The organism is uncultured Flavonifractor sp. (genome assembly GCF_944383115.1).
Classification (GTDB): Bacteria; Bacillota; Clostridia; order Oscillospirales; family Oscillospiraceae; genus Flavonifractor.
Window position 1 is genome coordinate 1 of sequence record NZ_CALWOJ010000051.1, and the last position, 14,503, is coordinate 14,503.

The following is a 14,503-nucleotide window of genomic DNA, read 5'->3' on the forward strand; positions in this document are numbered from 1 at the left end:
GTCATGATACAGGCCAGCACCTCATTGATGTTGAGGAAGGCCTTGACCAGGCCGGGGATACAACCCCAGATGGCGCCGGCCAGACAGCCGCCCACAAAAGCGATCACCCACACCAGGGGAGCAGGCACTACGCTGGTGGGGATGGACAGGGCCAGGATCAAAGTGGCCGCCGTACCCATCAGATACTGACCGGGTGCGCCGATGTTGAACAGGCCCGTCTTGAAGGCCACCGCCACCGACAGGCCGGTGAGGATCAGGGGCGTGGCACGGAAGAGCATGTTGCCCATATTGGTGGAGTTAAAGCCGAAGGTCAGCGCGCCGGTCGCATTACGTCCGGTGCTGAACAGGCCGCCGAACACCAGCTGGACGCCTTCTATCGCCCCCTTGATCCCCAGGCTGGGATTGAAGATGCCGACAATCAGGATAATGATGGCGCCCACTGCCAGACCGATGAGGATGGCGATGAGGGAGGCCAGCACCGACTTGGTGCCCTCTTTCTGCAATAAGGTGGAACCTTTCTCTTTCACGCGCCCTTCCCCTCCTTCTGCGTCCGCTTGGCGCCGGCCATGTAGAGGCCCAGCTCCTGGACGGTTGTGGTCTTGGGGTCAAGTTCGCCCACGATCTCACCCTCGTACATGACCAGGATGCGGTCGGAAAGGCTCATGACCTCGTCCAGCTCCAGGGAGACCAACAGCACGGCCCGGCCCTTGTCCCGTTCGGCCACCAGCTGCTTGTGGATATACTCGATGGCGCCCACATCCAGGCCGCGGGTGGGCTGCACCGCCACCAGCAGGGGCTTATCCCGGTCTACTTCCCGGGCAATGATGGCCTTCTGCTGGTTGCCGCCCGACATAGACCGGGCAATGGTCACCGGCCCCTGGCCGGAACGTACGTCATACTGCTCAATGAGGGCTTCGGCATACTTGCGCACCTCGCCCTTCTTGATAAATCCCAGGTGCTGGAACCGGGGCTCCCTAAACCGCTGGAGTACCATGTTCTGCTCCAGGGTAAAGTCCAGCACCAGGCCGTGCTTATGCCGATCCTCAGGGATATGGCTCATGTTTTCGCCCCGCTGATGGATGGAGCAACGGCCGATCTCCTTGCCGCAAAGTTGGATAGAGCCGCTGCTGCACTTCTCCAGACCGGTCAGGCCGTAAACCAGTTCTGTCTGGCCGTTGCCGTCGATACCCGCAATACATACGATCTCGCCCTTCCGAACCTGGAAGGACACGTCGTTGACCGCGTTGCGCTTGTGGGTGTGGGAGGGTACCGTCATTCCCTCCACAGACAGAACCACATCGCCCGGATTGGCAGGGGTCTTGTCCACCTGCAGCTGCACCGGACGACCCACCATCATGTTGGACAGGGATTGTTTATCGGTATCCTTGGTATCCACCGTACCCACATACTTGCCCTTGCGCAGTACGGTGACCCGATCGGCCACCGCCATGATCTCGTTGAGCTTGTGGGAGATGAAGAGGATGCTCTTCCCCTCCTTGGCAAACTCCTTCATCGTGGCCATCAGCTCGTCAATTTCCTGGGGGGTAAGTACGGCGGTGGGTTCGTCAAAGATGAGGATCTCATTGTCCCGGTACAGCATCTTCAGGATCTCCACCCGCTGCTGCATACCGACGGTGATGTCCTCCACCTTGGCGTCCAGATCCACGCTCAGGCCGTACTTTTGGGAGATCTCCTCCACCTTCTTGCGGGCCTCTTTCTTCTGCAAAAAGCCCAGCTTGGTGGTCTCCGCACCCAGAATAATGTTGTCCAGTACGGTAAATACGTCAATCAGCTTGAAGTGCTGATGCACCATACCGATACCCAGAGCCGTGGCGTCATTGGGGTTGTTAATCTTTACCTTCTGTCCATTTTTGCGGATCTCGCCCGCCTCCGGCTGATACAGGCCAAAGAGTACACTCATTAAGGTTGACTTACCTGCACCGTTTTCACCCAGCAGCGCATGGATCTCTCCGCGACGCAGCTGGAGGGTGATGTCGTCATTGGCAATGATACCAGGAAATTCCTTGGTAATGTGAAGCATCTCAATGATGTTCTCTGTCTCCATAGTCCTTATCCCGCCCTCCTCCGTAAGTGAGATGTTTTTATTATACAATATCGGTAGGAAAAACTCAAGAATTTTGTTCTTTTCTCCCAAAATTTCAGTCTTCTGCCCGCAGAGAAAAAAAGGGCGCCCTGCGGTAATTCCGCAGGGCGCCCTCCGGATGGACTAGTGATCAGATGACGTTCAGAGTCAGGTTGCTCCAATCGGTGGACTCCAGCTTCTCATAGTCGGCATCCACCACCAGGGAGCCGTCCAGCATCTGCTGATACAGAGCCTCGTACTCCTCAACGGTGAAGGTCTCGAACCGCCAGGAGCTGTCAGCGGTGGGCAGAGCCACAGAGTTGTTCTCCACGCCCAGAGAAGTGGCAACGCCGCCGATCTCGCTGAAGGTGCCGTCATAGACGTGGCCCACGGCCCACTGCACAGCGTCGGACAGGCCCTTCATGGCGGAGGTAACAACATAGTCGGACTCGCCGGCCTGGTCCACGTCCACGCCGATGACGTACTTGTCATTAGCGGAGGCGGCAGCGGCGATGGACTGGAACATAGAACCGCCGCAGGCAAAGACGATCTCAGTACCGTTGGCATACCAACCGCTGATCATGGTCTGCAGCTCAGTGGAGCCGGAGAAGGTAGCGCCGTACTGCCAGGAGTAGTTCATCTCAACAGTGGTGCCCAGTTCCTTGGCGGCGTCATTGGCGCCCTGGACATAGCCGTAGCCGAAACGGCAGCAGGCAGGGTTGGTGCCGCCGCCGCCGCCGGAGAAGCCCAGCTTGGTGAAGCCGTCCTTCACAGCGGCGTAGCCGGCCAGGTAACCAGCCTGCTCTTCCTTAAAGGCAATAGCGGCCACGTTGGTCAGGATGGGGCTGTCGGGATTCTCGGGATCCTCGGTCAGAGGATAGCCGTCGATGAACACGAAGGGAACTTCGGGGAAGTCAATGGCGGCCTTGCGCAGGGCGGCCTCCTGCAGGAAGCCGGCGCACACGACCACTTCGGCGCCGCCGTCCACGGCAGCCTTCATGGCGTCGTAGCGGTCATCGTCGGTAGCCTCGTTGGCGTTGGCGGGCTGATAGTACTTGTAGGACAGGCCGTTGGCGGCGGCATACAGCTTCACGCCGTCGAAGGTGCCCTGGTTGAAGGACTTGTCCTTCAGCTGGCCCACGTCGGTAACAAAGGCCACCTGGAACTTGCCGTCCTCAGAGGTCATGGTGTCGGGAATAGAATCGGGATCAGTGGCAGTCTCGCCGGAGGGGGTCTCGCTGTTACCGGGGGTGGTCTCCACGTTGCCGGGAGTCTCGCTGTTGCCGGAGGGGGTCTCGGTGGTACCGCCGCCGCCACAGGCCGCCAGGCCCGCGATCATCGCAAGAGAGAGCAGCAGCGCAAGGAGCTTCTTAGACTTCTTCAATGTGATCTACCTTCCTTTCATATCACACAAATCGCCCAGGTCGGCCTGTAACTGCATCGTCTTCCTCCCTGAGCTTGGTCTTATTATACTCTGTTCCCTAAAAAAGGGCAACCTATAATTTACACAAACCATTCAATTTTTACAAATTCTCAACGTTGTTTTCCTGCCCCTTCCAACAAAATAGGCAAAGGAGCGGTCATTCGCCGCTCCTTTGCCATAATTTGTCACTCAATGGAGACCACTTCGTAGCCCGCTTCCGTAACAGCGTTCTTCAATACCTCGTCCGCCACATCCTTACTCAGAGTAACGGTGGCGGTCTTGGCGGCCAGATCCACGGCAGCGGTGACGCCGTCGATGGCGTTGAGGGCCTTCTCCACATGGGCCTGGCAGTGGGCGCACATCATTCCGTTGATGGTCATAGTCTTGGTCATGGTACTCGATCCTTTCTGTGTTTCAATTTGCTCCGCCGGCGCCTCCTGGTGGAGTGGCCGGAAAAACTTCAGACGCAGGGCGTTGGACACCACACACACCGAGCTGAGGCTCATGGCGGCGGCGCCGAACATGGGAGAGAGCTGCCAGCCGGTGATGGGGAACCATACCCCAGCGGCCAGCGGGATGCCGATGATGTTATAAATAAAGGCCCAGAACAGGTTCTCCTTGATATTGCGAATCACCTTTTTGGAAAGGCGCACTGCGGTGACCGCGTCCAGCAGGTCACTCTTCATCAGCACCACGTCGGCCGACTCGATGGCCACGTCGGTGCCTGCACCGATGGCCATGCCCACGTCGGCCCGGGCCAGGGCGGGGGCATCATTGATGCCATCGCCGATCATGGCCACCCGCTTCCCCTGGGCCTGGAGATCGGCCACCACCTTTTCCTTATCCTGAGGCAGCACCTCGGCAATGACCTGGGTCACCCCCAGTTCACGGCCCACCGCCTCGGCGGTGCGCCGGTTGTCGCCGGTGAGCATGACCACGTCGATGCCCAGTTCCCGGAAGCCCCGGACGGCGGCGGCGCTGGTGGGTTTGGGGGGATCGGCCACCGCCACCACGCCCAACATTTTACCCGCCTCGGCGAAGTACAGCGGGGTCTTGCCGCCTTGGGCCAGGGCCTCCCCCCTGTCGCCAAAGGCCTCCAGGGCAATCCCCGCCTCCTCCAGCATGGCCCGGTTGCCCGCCAGCACGGGGACGCCGTGGAGGATACCCCGAACGCCCCGTCCGGACAGGGCCGCAAAGTTCTGGATGGGAGCCAGAGGGATGCTCCGCTCCTCCGCCTCGGTCAGGATGGCCTCGGCCAGCGGATGCTCGGAGGGCTTTTCCAGGGAGGCCGCCACGCACAGAAGCTCCTCCTCTGTCACCCCCTCCGCCGGGATGCAGTCGGTGACCGCCGGTTTTCCCTTGGTCAGGGTACCCGTCTTGTCCACCACCACAGTACGGACCGTGTGGAGGGTTTCCAGGGCCTCGGCGGATTTGATGAGGATGCCGTTTTCCGCCCCCTTGCCGGTACCCACCATGATGGCCACCGGAGTGGCCAGGCCCAGGGCGCAGGGACAGGAGATCACCAGCACCGCCACCCCGGCGGTGAGAGCCGACTCAATGGACCGGGTGAGAACAAACCACACAATCGCCGTCACCAGGGCGATGCCGATCACCACCGGCACAAAGACCCCGGCCACCTTGTCGGCCAGCTTGGCGATGGGAGCCTTGGAGGCGGAAGCCTCCTCCACCAATTTGATCATCTGGGCCAGGGTGGTATCCTCCCCCACCCGGGTGGCCCGGAACACAAAGTAACCGGATTTGTTAATGGTAGCGGCGGCCACCTGGTCACCGATCCCCTTCTCCACTGGCAGGGACTCGCCGGTGAGAGCAGACTCATCCACCGAGGAGCTGCCCTCCACCACGACCCCGTCTACCGGAATGCGGCCGCCGGGACGCACCACCACCTGGTCGCCTACCTGCACCTCCTCCACCGGGATCTCCACCTCTGCCCCATCCCGCAAAACAGCGGCAGTTTTGGGGGCCAGATCCATCAGCCGGGTGATGGCCTGGCTGGTCTTTCCCTTGGACCGGGTCTCCAGCCACTTGCCCAGGGTAATGAGGGTGAGGATCATGCCGGCAGACTCAAAGTACAGATCCATGGACCACCTGTCCACCCGAACCTGATCTCCATGGCCCAGGCCCCAGGCGATCTGGAACAGAGCGGCCACGCCGTAGATCACCGCAGCGGCCGACCCCAGGGCAATGAGGGAGTCCATGTTGGGCGAGCGGTGCCACAGCGTTTTAAAGCCCACCTTGTAGTATTTGTCGTTGATATACATAATGGGCAGGGTGAGCAGGAACTGGATCAGCGCCACCACGAACACATTGCCGGGGTCGTGGAAAAAGGCGGGCAGAGGCCAGCCCATCATGTGTCCCATGGCGATATAAAACAGAGGCACCAGGAAAATGAGGGAGGTCAAAAACCGCCGCTTCATGCCGGCGGCCTCTTCCTCCATCCCATTGACCTGCCTGGGCTTGGCCGCCTGTTTCCTGGTGTCAGGCAGAGAAGCACCGTAGCCTGCCTCCTCCACCGCGTGGATGATCTGCCCGGCGTCGGTGGCGCCCTCGTCGTAGTCCACCACCATGGAGTTGCCCAGCAGGTTCACGTTGACCCCGTCCACGCCGGCCACCTTGCACACCGCTTTTTCCACATGAGCCGAACACGCCGCGCAGGTCATGCCTTGTACATCAAACTTTTGCTTCATGGTCTCACCATATCGTCTTTCTACTTTAAAATCTTGCCCAGCGTGCTGATAAACTCATCCACCTTCTGGCTGCGCTCCTCCGGCGTGTCCGCCTCCTGGACGCAGTGCTTGAGATGGGCAGCCAGGATCTCTTTGTTGGTACGGTTCAAAATGGCCTCCGTAGCCATAAGCTGCTGGGAGATATCGATACAATATCGGTTCTCTTCCACCATCTTAATAATTCCGTCGATCTGTCCCCGGGCGGTACGCAGCAGCCGGAGGACCGTTTTCTGGTCTGCCATCATGTCAGACACCCCCCTGGGGTGTAGTGTATACCAGCCGGTTACTTTTGTCAACTTCCTATTGAAACTCTGTGCCAAAAAATTTTTCCAAAAAATTGTTGACATATTAGAGTATTTGAATATAATAATATACAGATAAAGACAGCGAGGTGATCCTATGGAAGTCCTGGAATCCACCTATCTGGAAAAGGCGGAACTGCTGAAGGCCCTGTCCCATCCTGTTCGGCTGCGAATCGTCCGTGGGCTGCTCCACTGCGGCTGCCGCAACGTGGGCTGCATGGAGGCCAATACCGGTCAGTCCCAGTCCTGTATCTCCCAACACCTGATGCGCCTGAAGGCCGCCGGTATCGTAAAGGCGGCCCGGTCGGGCAACGAGGTCTATTATGAGGTCTCCGATCCTCAGACGGCGGCGGTCATCGCCGCCCTGTTCGGAGAGTGTGAGGAGGAATACCATTGTACGACATCGCAGTGATCGGCAGCGGCCCTGCCGGCCTGTCGGCCGCCGTCCAGGCACGGGTACGGAACAAATCGGTGCTGGTGGTGGGCGGTGACGACCGGGATAACCCCCTCTATAAAACCCCGCGTATTGAAAACTACCTGGGGTTTCCCCAGGTCAGCGGCCAGGCGCTGCTGGAGCAGTTCCGCGTCCACGCGCAGGAGATGGGCGTCGAACGAAAAGATGGCCGGGTGCTGAATATCATGCCCATGGGCGACACATTCTATCTCAGCATCGGCTCCGAGATGGAGCAGGCCCGGGCTATTATTCTGGCTACCGGCGTAGTGTGGGCCAACAAGTATCCCGGCGAAGCAGAGTATCTGGGCCGGGGCGTCAGCTACTGCGCCACCTGCGACGGGATGCTCTACCGGGGGAAAGAAGTCGTAGTGGTGGGCAAAGCCGCCGACGCGCCTCAGGAGGCCAACTACCTCCAGGAGCTGGGGTGCAAAGTCACCTACGTCAGCGACAAAGCCCCCGACGGGCTGCGGCCCGACATTCCCTTTGTGAAAGCTCCCAAGGTGGAGATCACCGGCCAAGGCAAGGTGGAATCCCTTCGGGCCGGCAGCACCACCATTCCCTGTGAGGGCGTATTTATTCTGCGGCCCTCGGTGGCTCCCGCCGATCTGCTCCCCGGCTTGGCGCTGGAGGGCGGATACATCCAGGTGGACCGGAACATGGCTACCAGTGTACCCGGGGTCTTTGCCGCCGGCGACTGTACCGGCCAGCCCCTCCAGGTATCCAAGGCCGTGGGCGAAGGCCTGGTGGCCGGCCTGCGGGCGGCGGAATATGTAGACCATATCAGTGATTCAAATTGAATTTCATACAGAGAAAGGATGTTATCTATGTCTATCATTCATCTGACCAACGAGGCCTTTGACAAGGCGGTTTCCAACGGTATCTCCATGGTGGATTTCTGGGCCTCCTGGTGCGGCCCCTGCAAGATGCTCTCCCCTGTTATTGAGGATCTGGCGGGCAAGTATGAGGGCAAGGCCCTGGTGGGCAAGGTCAACGTGGACGACGAGCCCAACCTGGCCATGCGCTTCGGTGTCATGAGCATCCCCACCGTCATTTTCCTGAAGGACGGCAAGGAGATTGACCGCAAGGTGGGCGTCATGCCGCCCCAGGCCTACACCGCCGTACTGGACGCCAACCTGTAATCGTCAAAAAATGCCTGCCGCAGCACTGCGGCAGGCATTTTCTCGTTATTCGTCCTCTTCTTCCAGCAGATGGGATACCAGGCCGCAGATCACACCGGCGATGGGGTAGACGATCCATCCCCAGCGCCAGCCCCAGCTGCTGCCGTAGTCCCCCGCTGCGGCCATAGAACCGAAGCCCAGGATCATGTAAATCACAGTGGCGGCAATCATGATGGCGCCGCACACCTTCCCCACCTTTTTCCGGCGGGCCACCGCCTCCGGGCTGGGGTCGTGCTGCTTGTTCCACGCTTCAATATCGTATTTGCCCTTCCGCAGGGCGGCCCATACCAGCACCGCTACCCCCAGAGCCACGATGGTCAGAAACCCTGCCACCAGTTTGGCCTCGGCCCGCTCGCCCATCAGCTCCGCGCTGTCCCCCAGCAGGATGAGCCACACCACGCCCAGGAAAAATCCCACGATGGGCAGGGCGATGAGGAAGGGATAGCGGTTCAAAAACCGCTCCCGCTGCTCTTTGGTATAGAAGTCCTGAAGGACAGGGTGTTCCTTCTCAAAACGGTCGTAGCGCATGCCGGCAATCACCAGGATGGCTACCGCCACTCCGATCCCCGAAATGAGTACCGCAGCCACCCAGTTTTCCGGCATACCCACCGCACCATAGAGGGCCAGCGCACCTCCTACCGACAGGATGGTGAGACACACCCCGATGGCGATCCAGTTAGAGAACCAGTTCATAAAGCGGTCGTATCCGGCGGCGTCGGTCTGGTAGTTGGCCCGCACGTCCCCTCGCAGCAGGGTATCCAGATCGGTGTGGAACAGCTTGCACAGAACCAGCAGCTTCTCCATTTCCGGAAAACTGGCGTCCGACTCCCACTTGCTCACCGACTGCCGGGACACCTGAAGGGCCTCGGCCAGTTCCTCCTGGGTCATACCGGCCCTGTCCCGCAGAAATTGCAAATTCGTTCCAAAGCTCATGGTCTTTGCCTCCTCTCAAGGTGGCCCCAGCATAGCAAAACCCAAGCGCAACTGAAACCAATTTGCAGTTGCGTTTGGGTTTTTTGCGGTAAACTTTCGGTTGCATCAGGCTTTTGCCCGCAAAAAGCACTCAGTGGGACCGGCCGCCCAGCATGGCGTTCAACTCCGCCTGGGTACAGTGGTAATCCCCGTCCCCGCTGCGGCGGTAGGAACCCCGGCGGAGATTCCCACCAATGTACACCGGCCGCTGATCCTGTTCCGCCATCGGCACAGTGATGGCCACGATGTCCCCGCCGTCCACATGGAGGATTTGGATGTCCTCCTCTCGAAGGAGGTTGACGCTGACCACCGCCGGGTCGTCCAGGCCGGCGATCAACTCCTCCACCATGCCCTGGGGGTCCAGCAGACCCTGCACCCGCAGGCTGCGGTCGGGCAACTCCTCCACCCCCAGCAGGATCACCCCGCCGTAGCTGTTGGCAAAGGCGGAGTAGGTCTCCCAGATGCTGTGGGGCAGGCCGCCGGTGGCCAGCTTAGCCTCCAGGCGATTGTTTTCCCGGTAATGGCTGATCTGGGTAAAATCAAACATGGTTTCGCTCCTCTATACCCGCACGCCGCCCAGGATCTCCCCGATAGGTCCGGCGATCACCAGGTCGGCCTCCTTATCGTAGGGCGTGGGGCTTTTGTTGATGAGGGTCAGCTTGTTGCCCCGGTAGTAGCGAACGAGGCCCGCCGCCGGATAGACCGCCAGGGAGGTGCCGCCGATGATGAGCATATCCGCCCGGGAGATGGCCAGCACGGAAGCCTCGACGGTCTCCTGGTCCAGGGACTCCTCGTACAGCACCACGTCGGGCTTGATGGTTCCGCCGCACACCGGGCAGCAGGGCACGCCATCCTGCTTCATCATGAAGTCCAGGTCGTAAAACTGGCGGCACTTCATGCAGTAATTGCGGTGGACCGAGCCGTGGAGTTCGTAGACGTTGACGCTGCCCGCCGCCTGGTGGAGCCCGTCAATGTTCTGGGTCACCACGGCCTTCAGCTTGCCCGCCCGCTCCAACTCCGCCAGCTTCAGATGGGCGGCATTGGGTTTGGCGTTGGGAAAGAGCATCTTGTTGTGGTAAAAGCGGTAGAACTCCTCCGGATTCTTCTGAAAAAAGGTATGGCTCAGAATGGTCTCCGGGGGATACTGGTACTGCTGGTTGTACAGGCCGTCCACACTGCGGAAATCAGGGATGCCGCTCTCGGTAGATACGCCCGCCCCGCCGAAAAAGACGATATTCTCACTCTCGTCGATCCACTTCTGGAGCTGTTCCAGTTTTTGATCCATACCAAACCCTCCTTACGGCGCTTTCCGGTGGCGGCAGTAGGTGTGGGGGCAGCTGGAGCAGCCGCCGCAGTCGCACCCCCGCTTGCCCTTTAGATTCTGATGGAAGCGATAGGTCAGGTAGACCGCCGCCCAGATAATGAGGACGGCCACCCCAGCGTAGATCAGGTATTTCAACATAACGTTACCTCAAAAACAGAGAGCCGATCTGGTAGACCAGGAAGGAACCCAGCCAGGCCGCCCCCAGCTGCCAGCAGATGGAGGCCAGAGTCCACTTGGCGGAGTTCATCTCCTTGCGAATGGTGGACACCGCGGCCACACAGGGCACATAGAGCAGCACGAACACCAGGAAGGAGTAGGCCGCCAGGGGGCTCTGGAAGGTGCCGCCCAGAGCGGCGGCAATGGCGGTGCCGCTGGCGGTGACGGAGAAGCCGTAGAACATACTCATGGAGGACACCACCATCTCCTTGGCGACGAGACCGGAGAGGAGGGCCACCGCCGCCTGCCAGGTACCGAAGCCCAACGGCGCAAAGAGAGGTGCCAGGAAGGAACCGATGGCCCCCAGGATGGAATATTCCTCGCTGGATACCATACCGAAGGCTCCGCCCTCAAAGCCGAAGGACTGGAGGAACCACAGCAGCACGCTCATGGCCAGGATCAGGGTACCCGCCTTGATGAGAAAGCCCTTCACCTTCTCCCACACATGGAGGGCGATGTTCTTCAGGGTAGGCAGGCGGTAGGGGGGCAGCTCCAGCACAAAGGCGGCGGGCTCCCCCTTGAACACCAGTTTCTTCAGCAGGATACCGGAGAGAATGGCGAAGATCAGGCCCAGGAAATAGAGGGAAAAGACCACCAATCCGCCGTACCGGGGGAAGAAGGCGGCGGTAAGCAGGCCATACACCGGCAGCCGGGCGGAGCAGGACATGAAGGGCACCAGCATGATGGTCATGCGGCGATCCTTCTCATTCTCCATGGTGCGGGCACCCATAACGGCAGGCACCGTACAACCAAAGCCCATGAGCATGGGGATAAAGGCTTTGCCGGACAGGCCGAAGCGCCGCAGCAGCCGGTCCATGATGAAGGCGGCCCGGGCCATATAGCCCGAGTCCTCCAGGAAGGACAGGAAAAGGAACAGAATGGCGATCTGGGGCAGGAAGGTAAGTACGCCGCCCACGCCGGCAATGACGCCGTCCACCAGCAGGGCCTCCACCCAGGGAGCGGTACCGGCGGCGGCCAGCACGCCCCGCACCCAGTCGGCAAAATAGCCGCCGATGAGGGTGTCCACCCCGTCGGCCAGCATCTGGCCGGGGCCGAAGGTGAGGGCAAACATGGCCAGCATCATCAGCAGGAAGGTTGGAATGGCAAAAAATTTGTGGGTAACAATGGCGTCGATCCGGTCGGACAGGGTGGGCGTACCCAGGGGGCGGCCCCGCCGCACACAGCTGTCCACCACTTTCTGAATAAACTGATAGCGGGCGTCGGCAATGAGGGTCTCCCGGTCGCCCAGCTCATAGGTATTCTCATATTCCTGGCACACCCGCTCCAGAGCGGCCTTCTCCACCCCGTTCAGGCCCAGAGCCTTCTCCACCAGATCGTCCCCCTCAATGAGCTTGATGGAGGCCCAATGGGCGGGGATGTGGGCGGCATAGGCCTTGTCATGGATCAGCTCGCCTACTTTGTGGTGGATCTGGTGGGTGAAGTCGTCATACAGGTCGTCAGGCTCCAGGGTAACGCCCACATGCATCTGACGGTGGGCCACCTCCAGCAGCTTCTGGATGTTCTTGCCAGACCGGGCGGTGATGGGGATCACCGGTACGCCCAGCTCCTTGGACAGCCGGTCCACGTCGATCTTGTCCCCGTGCTTCTCCACCTCGTCCATAAAATTGAGGGCAATGACCATGGGCCGCTCCAGCTCCAGCAGCTGGGCGGTGAGGTAGAGGTTGCGCTCGATGTTGGTGGCGTCAATGATATCAATGATGGCGTCAGGCCGCTCTCCCACAATAAAGTCCCGGGCCACGATCTCCTCCATGGAGTAGGGGGACAGGGAGTAGATGCCGGGCAGGTCCACCACGGTGACGGCTTTCCCGTCCACCTCTGCCCTGCCCTCCTTCTTCTCCACCGTCACGCCGGGCCAGTTGCCCACATACTGGTTGGAGCCGGTAAGGGCATTAAAAAGGGTGGTTTTGCCGCAGTTGGGGTTGCCCACCAGGGCCAGCTTCATCTCCCGGGTGTCGTGGCTGGCGTAGTCCGGCACGCCGCCGTGTACCGCCGCCTCATGGGCGTGGTCGGCATCCATCCGGCGCAGGGTCTCCTCGTCAGGCAGGTGCTGCACCATGCCCATACGCTTTTTCCTGGCCTGGGCCTTCTGCTCCCCCTCCTCGCCGGTGGCGATGAGGATCTGGGCGGCGTCCGACTTCCGCAGGGACAGCTCGTAACCCCGCAGATTGAGTTCCACCGGGTCGCCAAAGGGAGCCACCTTGCGCACCATGACCTGGGTGCCGGGGGTGAGGCCCATGTCCACCAGACGGCGCTTCACGGGACCTCTGTCGTTGCCCACCTGGAGGATGGTGCCCTTTTCCCCGGGCTGGACCTCCTCCAGAGTTTTATGTATCTGTGTCTCTTGTGCTTTCATCTTATCCCATCCGCTGTTCTCAGAGTTAATCTAATCTAATTCCGTGCCCATTATACTACGCTGGCAGCAACAGGCGCAAGAGAGTTCACCCGCCATTTTCACCAAAATCCCACTGGTTTTGCGGTCATCCGGGAAAACATCCGACAAATAAAAAAGGAGCGCCGCGGAATCTCCGCAGCGCCCCAAAGATATGCTAAAACTCAGTCCTCGTGGTCGTGGTCCTCACAGCCGCAGCCACAGCCGCAGTCGTCCTCGTCCTCGTCGCCGCAGCAGCAGTCGTCGGACAGATCCAGGGCGAACTTCTCCTTGCAGCTGGGGCACTGGATCACGCCCTCGTCCAGGACGGACTCGTCGATCACCAGGGTCTCGCCGCAGTTGGGGCACTCGGTCTCAAAGAAGTCGTCGTCGCAGCAGCAATCATCCTCGTCCTCGTCGTCCTCGTCCTCAAAGACGGCCTTCTCCACATCGGCCAGATCATCGGAGATGGCGTCGATCTCCTCGCCCAGGGCCACATTGTTCTCCTCCAGGTCCTCGATGGACATGCCGATCTCCTCCAGGATGCCGATGATCACGTTGATCAGCTTGCCCTCCTTGGACTTCTCGGTGTCGATATTCAGGCCCTCAGCCAGGCCCTTCAGGTACGCGACCTTCTCAGAAATCGTCATAACTGCTTCTCCTTTTCTCAGTCGTCGGCCACGAAGGGCCTTACAATATGGTATCACGCCTCGCACCCTCCGCGACGGCCCACTGTTCACCGCTCCGCGAAAAATGCCTTGCGCCTGAGGCGCAACTGTTTTTTCGTCTGCGCGGTTCACTGTGCGCCTGCTCCCGGGCGCTCGGACGCTTAACCCTTACAGCGCTCCAGGTACTCGCCGGTACGGGTGTCGATCTTGATCTTGTCGCCGGGGTTGATGAACAGGGGCACCTTGATCTCGGCGCCGGTCTCCAGGGTGGCGGGCTTGGTCACGTTGGTGGCGGTGTCGCCCTTGAAGCCGGGATCGGTCTCGCTGACCTCCAGCTCCACGAAGGTGGGGGGCTCCACGGCGAAGATCTTACCCTTGTAGGAGTTGATCTTACACACCATGTTCTCCTTCACGAAACGGAAGTTGTCGCCCATCATCTCGGCGCCGATGGGCACCAGATCGTAGGTCTCGGGGTCCATGAAGTAGTACAGGTCGCCGTCGTTGTAGCTGTACTCCATGTCCTTGCGCTCCACATAGGCCTGCTCAAACTTGGCGGTGGGGTTGAAAGAGGTCTCGGTCACGCCGCCGGTGATGACGTTCTTCATCTTGGTGCGGACGAAAGCGGCGCCCTTGCCGGGCTTGACGTGCTGGAATTCGACCACCTGCATGACCTGGCCGTCCATCTCAAAGGTCACGCCGTTGCGGAAATCACTGGCAGAAATCGTAGGCATTGAAATTCATCCTCCAAAA

At 60.2% G+C, this 14,503-nt stretch carries 14 protein-coding genes and 1 pseudogene; 3 read left to right on the forward strand and 12 right to left on the reverse strand.

What is annotated here, in order from left to right; translation table 11 throughout:
- The 5 genes and pseudogenes from Q0K43_RS06880 to Q0K43_RS06900 all read right to left on the reverse strand — a co-directional run.
- Window positions 1–527: pseudogene (locus Q0K43_RS06880) on the reverse strand (ABC transporter permease); the annotation flags it as partial.
- Window positions 524–2,065, reverse strand: a complete 1,542-nt coding sequence (locus Q0K43_RS06885; RefSeq protein WP_297289821.1) for an ABC transporter ATP-binding protein — start codon at window positions 2,063–2,065, stop codon at window positions 524–526. The pseudogene Q0K43_RS06880 and the gene Q0K43_RS06885, both read right to left, overlap by 4 nt.
- A 169-nt stretch (window positions 2,066–2,234) precedes the next feature.
- Complete coding sequence (locus Q0K43_RS06890; RefSeq protein ID WP_297289822.1) at window positions 2,235–3,467, reverse strand: BMP family lipoprotein; 1,233 nt, start codon at window positions 3,465–3,467, stop codon at window positions 2,235–2,237.
- 224 nt (window positions 3,468–3,691) lie between these two features.
- Complete coding sequence (locus tag Q0K43_RS06895; RefSeq protein ID WP_297289823.1) at window positions 3,692–6,211, reverse strand: heavy metal translocating P-type ATPase; 2,520 nt, start codon at window positions 6,209–6,211, stop codon at window positions 3,692–3,694.
- A gap of 20 nt (window positions 6,212–6,231) precedes the next feature.
- Window positions 6,232–6,495, reverse strand: coding sequence for a metal-sensing transcriptional repressor (locus Q0K43_RS06900; protein ID WP_297289824.1), 264 nt, complete (start codon window positions 6,493–6,495; stop codon window positions 6,232–6,234).
- A gap of 154 nt (window positions 6,496–6,649) precedes the next feature.
- Here Q0K43_RS06900 and Q0K43_RS06905 point away from each other — a divergent pair, with 154 nt between their 5' ends.
- From Q0K43_RS06905 to trxA, 3 genes are read left to right on the forward strand one after another with little or no spacing between them, the layout of a single operon-like run.
- On the forward strand, window positions 6,650–6,964 hold the full coding sequence (locus tag Q0K43_RS06905; RefSeq protein WP_297289825.1) for an ArsR/SmtB family transcription factor: 315 nt from the start codon (window positions 6,650–6,652) through the stop codon (window positions 6,962–6,964).
- A complete protein-coding gene (locus Q0K43_RS06910; protein WP_297289826.1) occupies window positions 6,946–7,803 on the forward strand; it encodes an NAD(P)/FAD-dependent oxidoreductase in 858 nt (285 codons plus the stop codon). Before Q0K43_RS06905 ends, Q0K43_RS06910 begins: the two co-directional genes overlap by 19 nt.
- A gap of 27 nt (window positions 7,804–7,830) precedes the next feature.
- Entirely contained in the window at window positions 7,831–8,145 is a 315-nt protein-coding gene (gene trxA / locus Q0K43_RS06915) for a thioredoxin (protein ID WP_297289827.1), read from the forward strand.
- A 45-nt stretch (window positions 8,146–8,190) separates the two neighbouring features.
- Here the strand turns inward: trxA and Q0K43_RS06920 are convergent, their stop codons facing one another.
- The 7 genes from Q0K43_RS06920 to efp all read right to left on the reverse strand — a co-directional run bounded on the left by Q0K43_RS06920 (window position 8,191) and on the right by efp (window position 14,484).
- Entirely contained in the window at window positions 8,191–9,117 is a 927-nt protein-coding gene (locus tag Q0K43_RS06920; RefSeq protein ID WP_297289828.1) for a helix-turn-helix domain-containing protein, read from the reverse strand.
- 130 nt (window positions 9,118–9,247) lie between these two features.
- A complete protein-coding gene (locus Q0K43_RS06925; protein ID WP_297289829.1) occupies window positions 9,248–9,703 on the reverse strand; it encodes an AlbA family DNA-binding domain-containing protein in 456 nt (151 codons plus the stop codon).
- Between the two features lie 12 nt (window positions 9,704–9,715).
- Window positions 9,716–10,441, reverse strand: a complete 726-nt coding sequence (locus Q0K43_RS06930) for an NAD-dependent protein deacylase (protein WP_297289830.1) — start codon at window positions 10,439–10,441, stop codon at window positions 9,716–9,718.
- Between the two features lie 12 nt (window positions 10,442–10,453).
- The gene (locus tag Q0K43_RS06935) at window positions 10,454–10,618 is read right to left on the reverse strand and encodes a FeoB-associated Cys-rich membrane protein (protein WP_297289831.1); all 165 of its coding nucleotides are present in this window, start codon (window positions 10,616–10,618) and stop codon (window positions 10,454–10,456) included.
- Between the two features lie 4 nt (window positions 10,619–10,622).
- Window positions 10,623–13,070, reverse strand: a complete 2,448-nt coding sequence (gene feoB / locus Q0K43_RS06940) for a ferrous iron transport protein B (RefSeq protein WP_297289832.1) — start codon at window positions 13,068–13,070, stop codon at window positions 10,623–10,625.
- Between the two features lie 200 nt (window positions 13,071–13,270).
- Entirely contained in the window at window positions 13,271–13,735 is a 465-nt protein-coding gene (locus Q0K43_RS06945) for a CD1247 N-terminal domain-containing protein (protein ID WP_297289833.1), read from the reverse strand.
- Between the two features lie 179 nt (window positions 13,736–13,914).
- On the reverse strand, window positions 13,915–14,484 hold the full coding sequence (gene efp, locus Q0K43_RS06950) for an elongation factor P (protein WP_297289834.1): 570 nt from the start codon (window positions 14,482–14,484) through the stop codon (window positions 13,915–13,917).
- Between the last annotated feature and the right edge of the window lie 19 nt (window positions 14,485–14,503).

Excerpts from the sequence above, each read along its gene's own strand:
- Q0K43_RS06935 (WP_297289831.1), bottom strand. The coding sequence starts at position 10,618 with ATGTTGAAATACCTGATCTACGCTGGGGTGGCCGTCCTCATTATCTGG.
- feoB (WP_297289832.1), bottom strand. The coding sequence starts at position 13,070 with ATGAAAGCACAAGAGACACAGATACATAAAACTCTGGAGGAGGTCCAG.
- Q0K43_RS06895 (WP_297289823.1), bottom strand. The coding sequence starts at position 6,211 with ATGAAGCAAAAGTTTGATGTACAAGGCATGACCTGCGCGGCGTGTTCG.
- Q0K43_RS06925 (WP_297289829.1), bottom strand. The coding sequence starts at position 9,703 with ATGTTTGATTTTACCCAGATCAGCCATTACCGGGAAAACAATCGCCTG.
- Q0K43_RS06885 (WP_297289821.1), bottom strand. The coding sequence starts at position 2,065 with ATGGAGACAGAGAACATCATTGAGATGCTTCACATTACCAAGGAATTT.
- Q0K43_RS06900 (WP_297289824.1), bottom strand. The coding sequence starts at position 6,495 with ATGATGGCAGACCAGAAAACGGTCCTCCGGCTGCTGCGTACCGCCCGG.
- Q0K43_RS06945 (WP_297289833.1), bottom strand. The coding sequence starts at position 13,735 with ATGACGATTTCTGAGAAGGTCGCGTACCTGAAGGGCCTGGCTGAGGGC.
- Q0K43_RS06930 (WP_297289830.1), bottom strand. The coding sequence starts at position 10,441 with ATGGATCAAAAACTGGAACAGCTCCAGAAGTGGATCGACGAGAGTGAG.
- trxA (WP_297289827.1), top strand. The coding sequence starts at position 7,831 with ATGTCTATCATTCATCTGACCAACGAGGCCTTTGACAAGGCGGTTTCC.
- efp (WP_297289834.1), bottom strand. The coding sequence starts at position 14,484 with ATGCCTACGATTTCTGCCAGTGATTTCCGCAACGGCGTGACCTTTGAG.
- Q0K43_RS06920 (WP_297289828.1), bottom strand. The coding sequence starts at position 9,117 with ATGAGCTTTGGAACGAATTTGCAATTTCTGCGGGACAGGGCCGGTATG.
- Q0K43_RS06905 (WP_297289825.1), top strand. The coding sequence starts at position 6,650 with ATGGAAGTCCTGGAATCCACCTATCTGGAAAAGGCGGAACTGCTGAAG.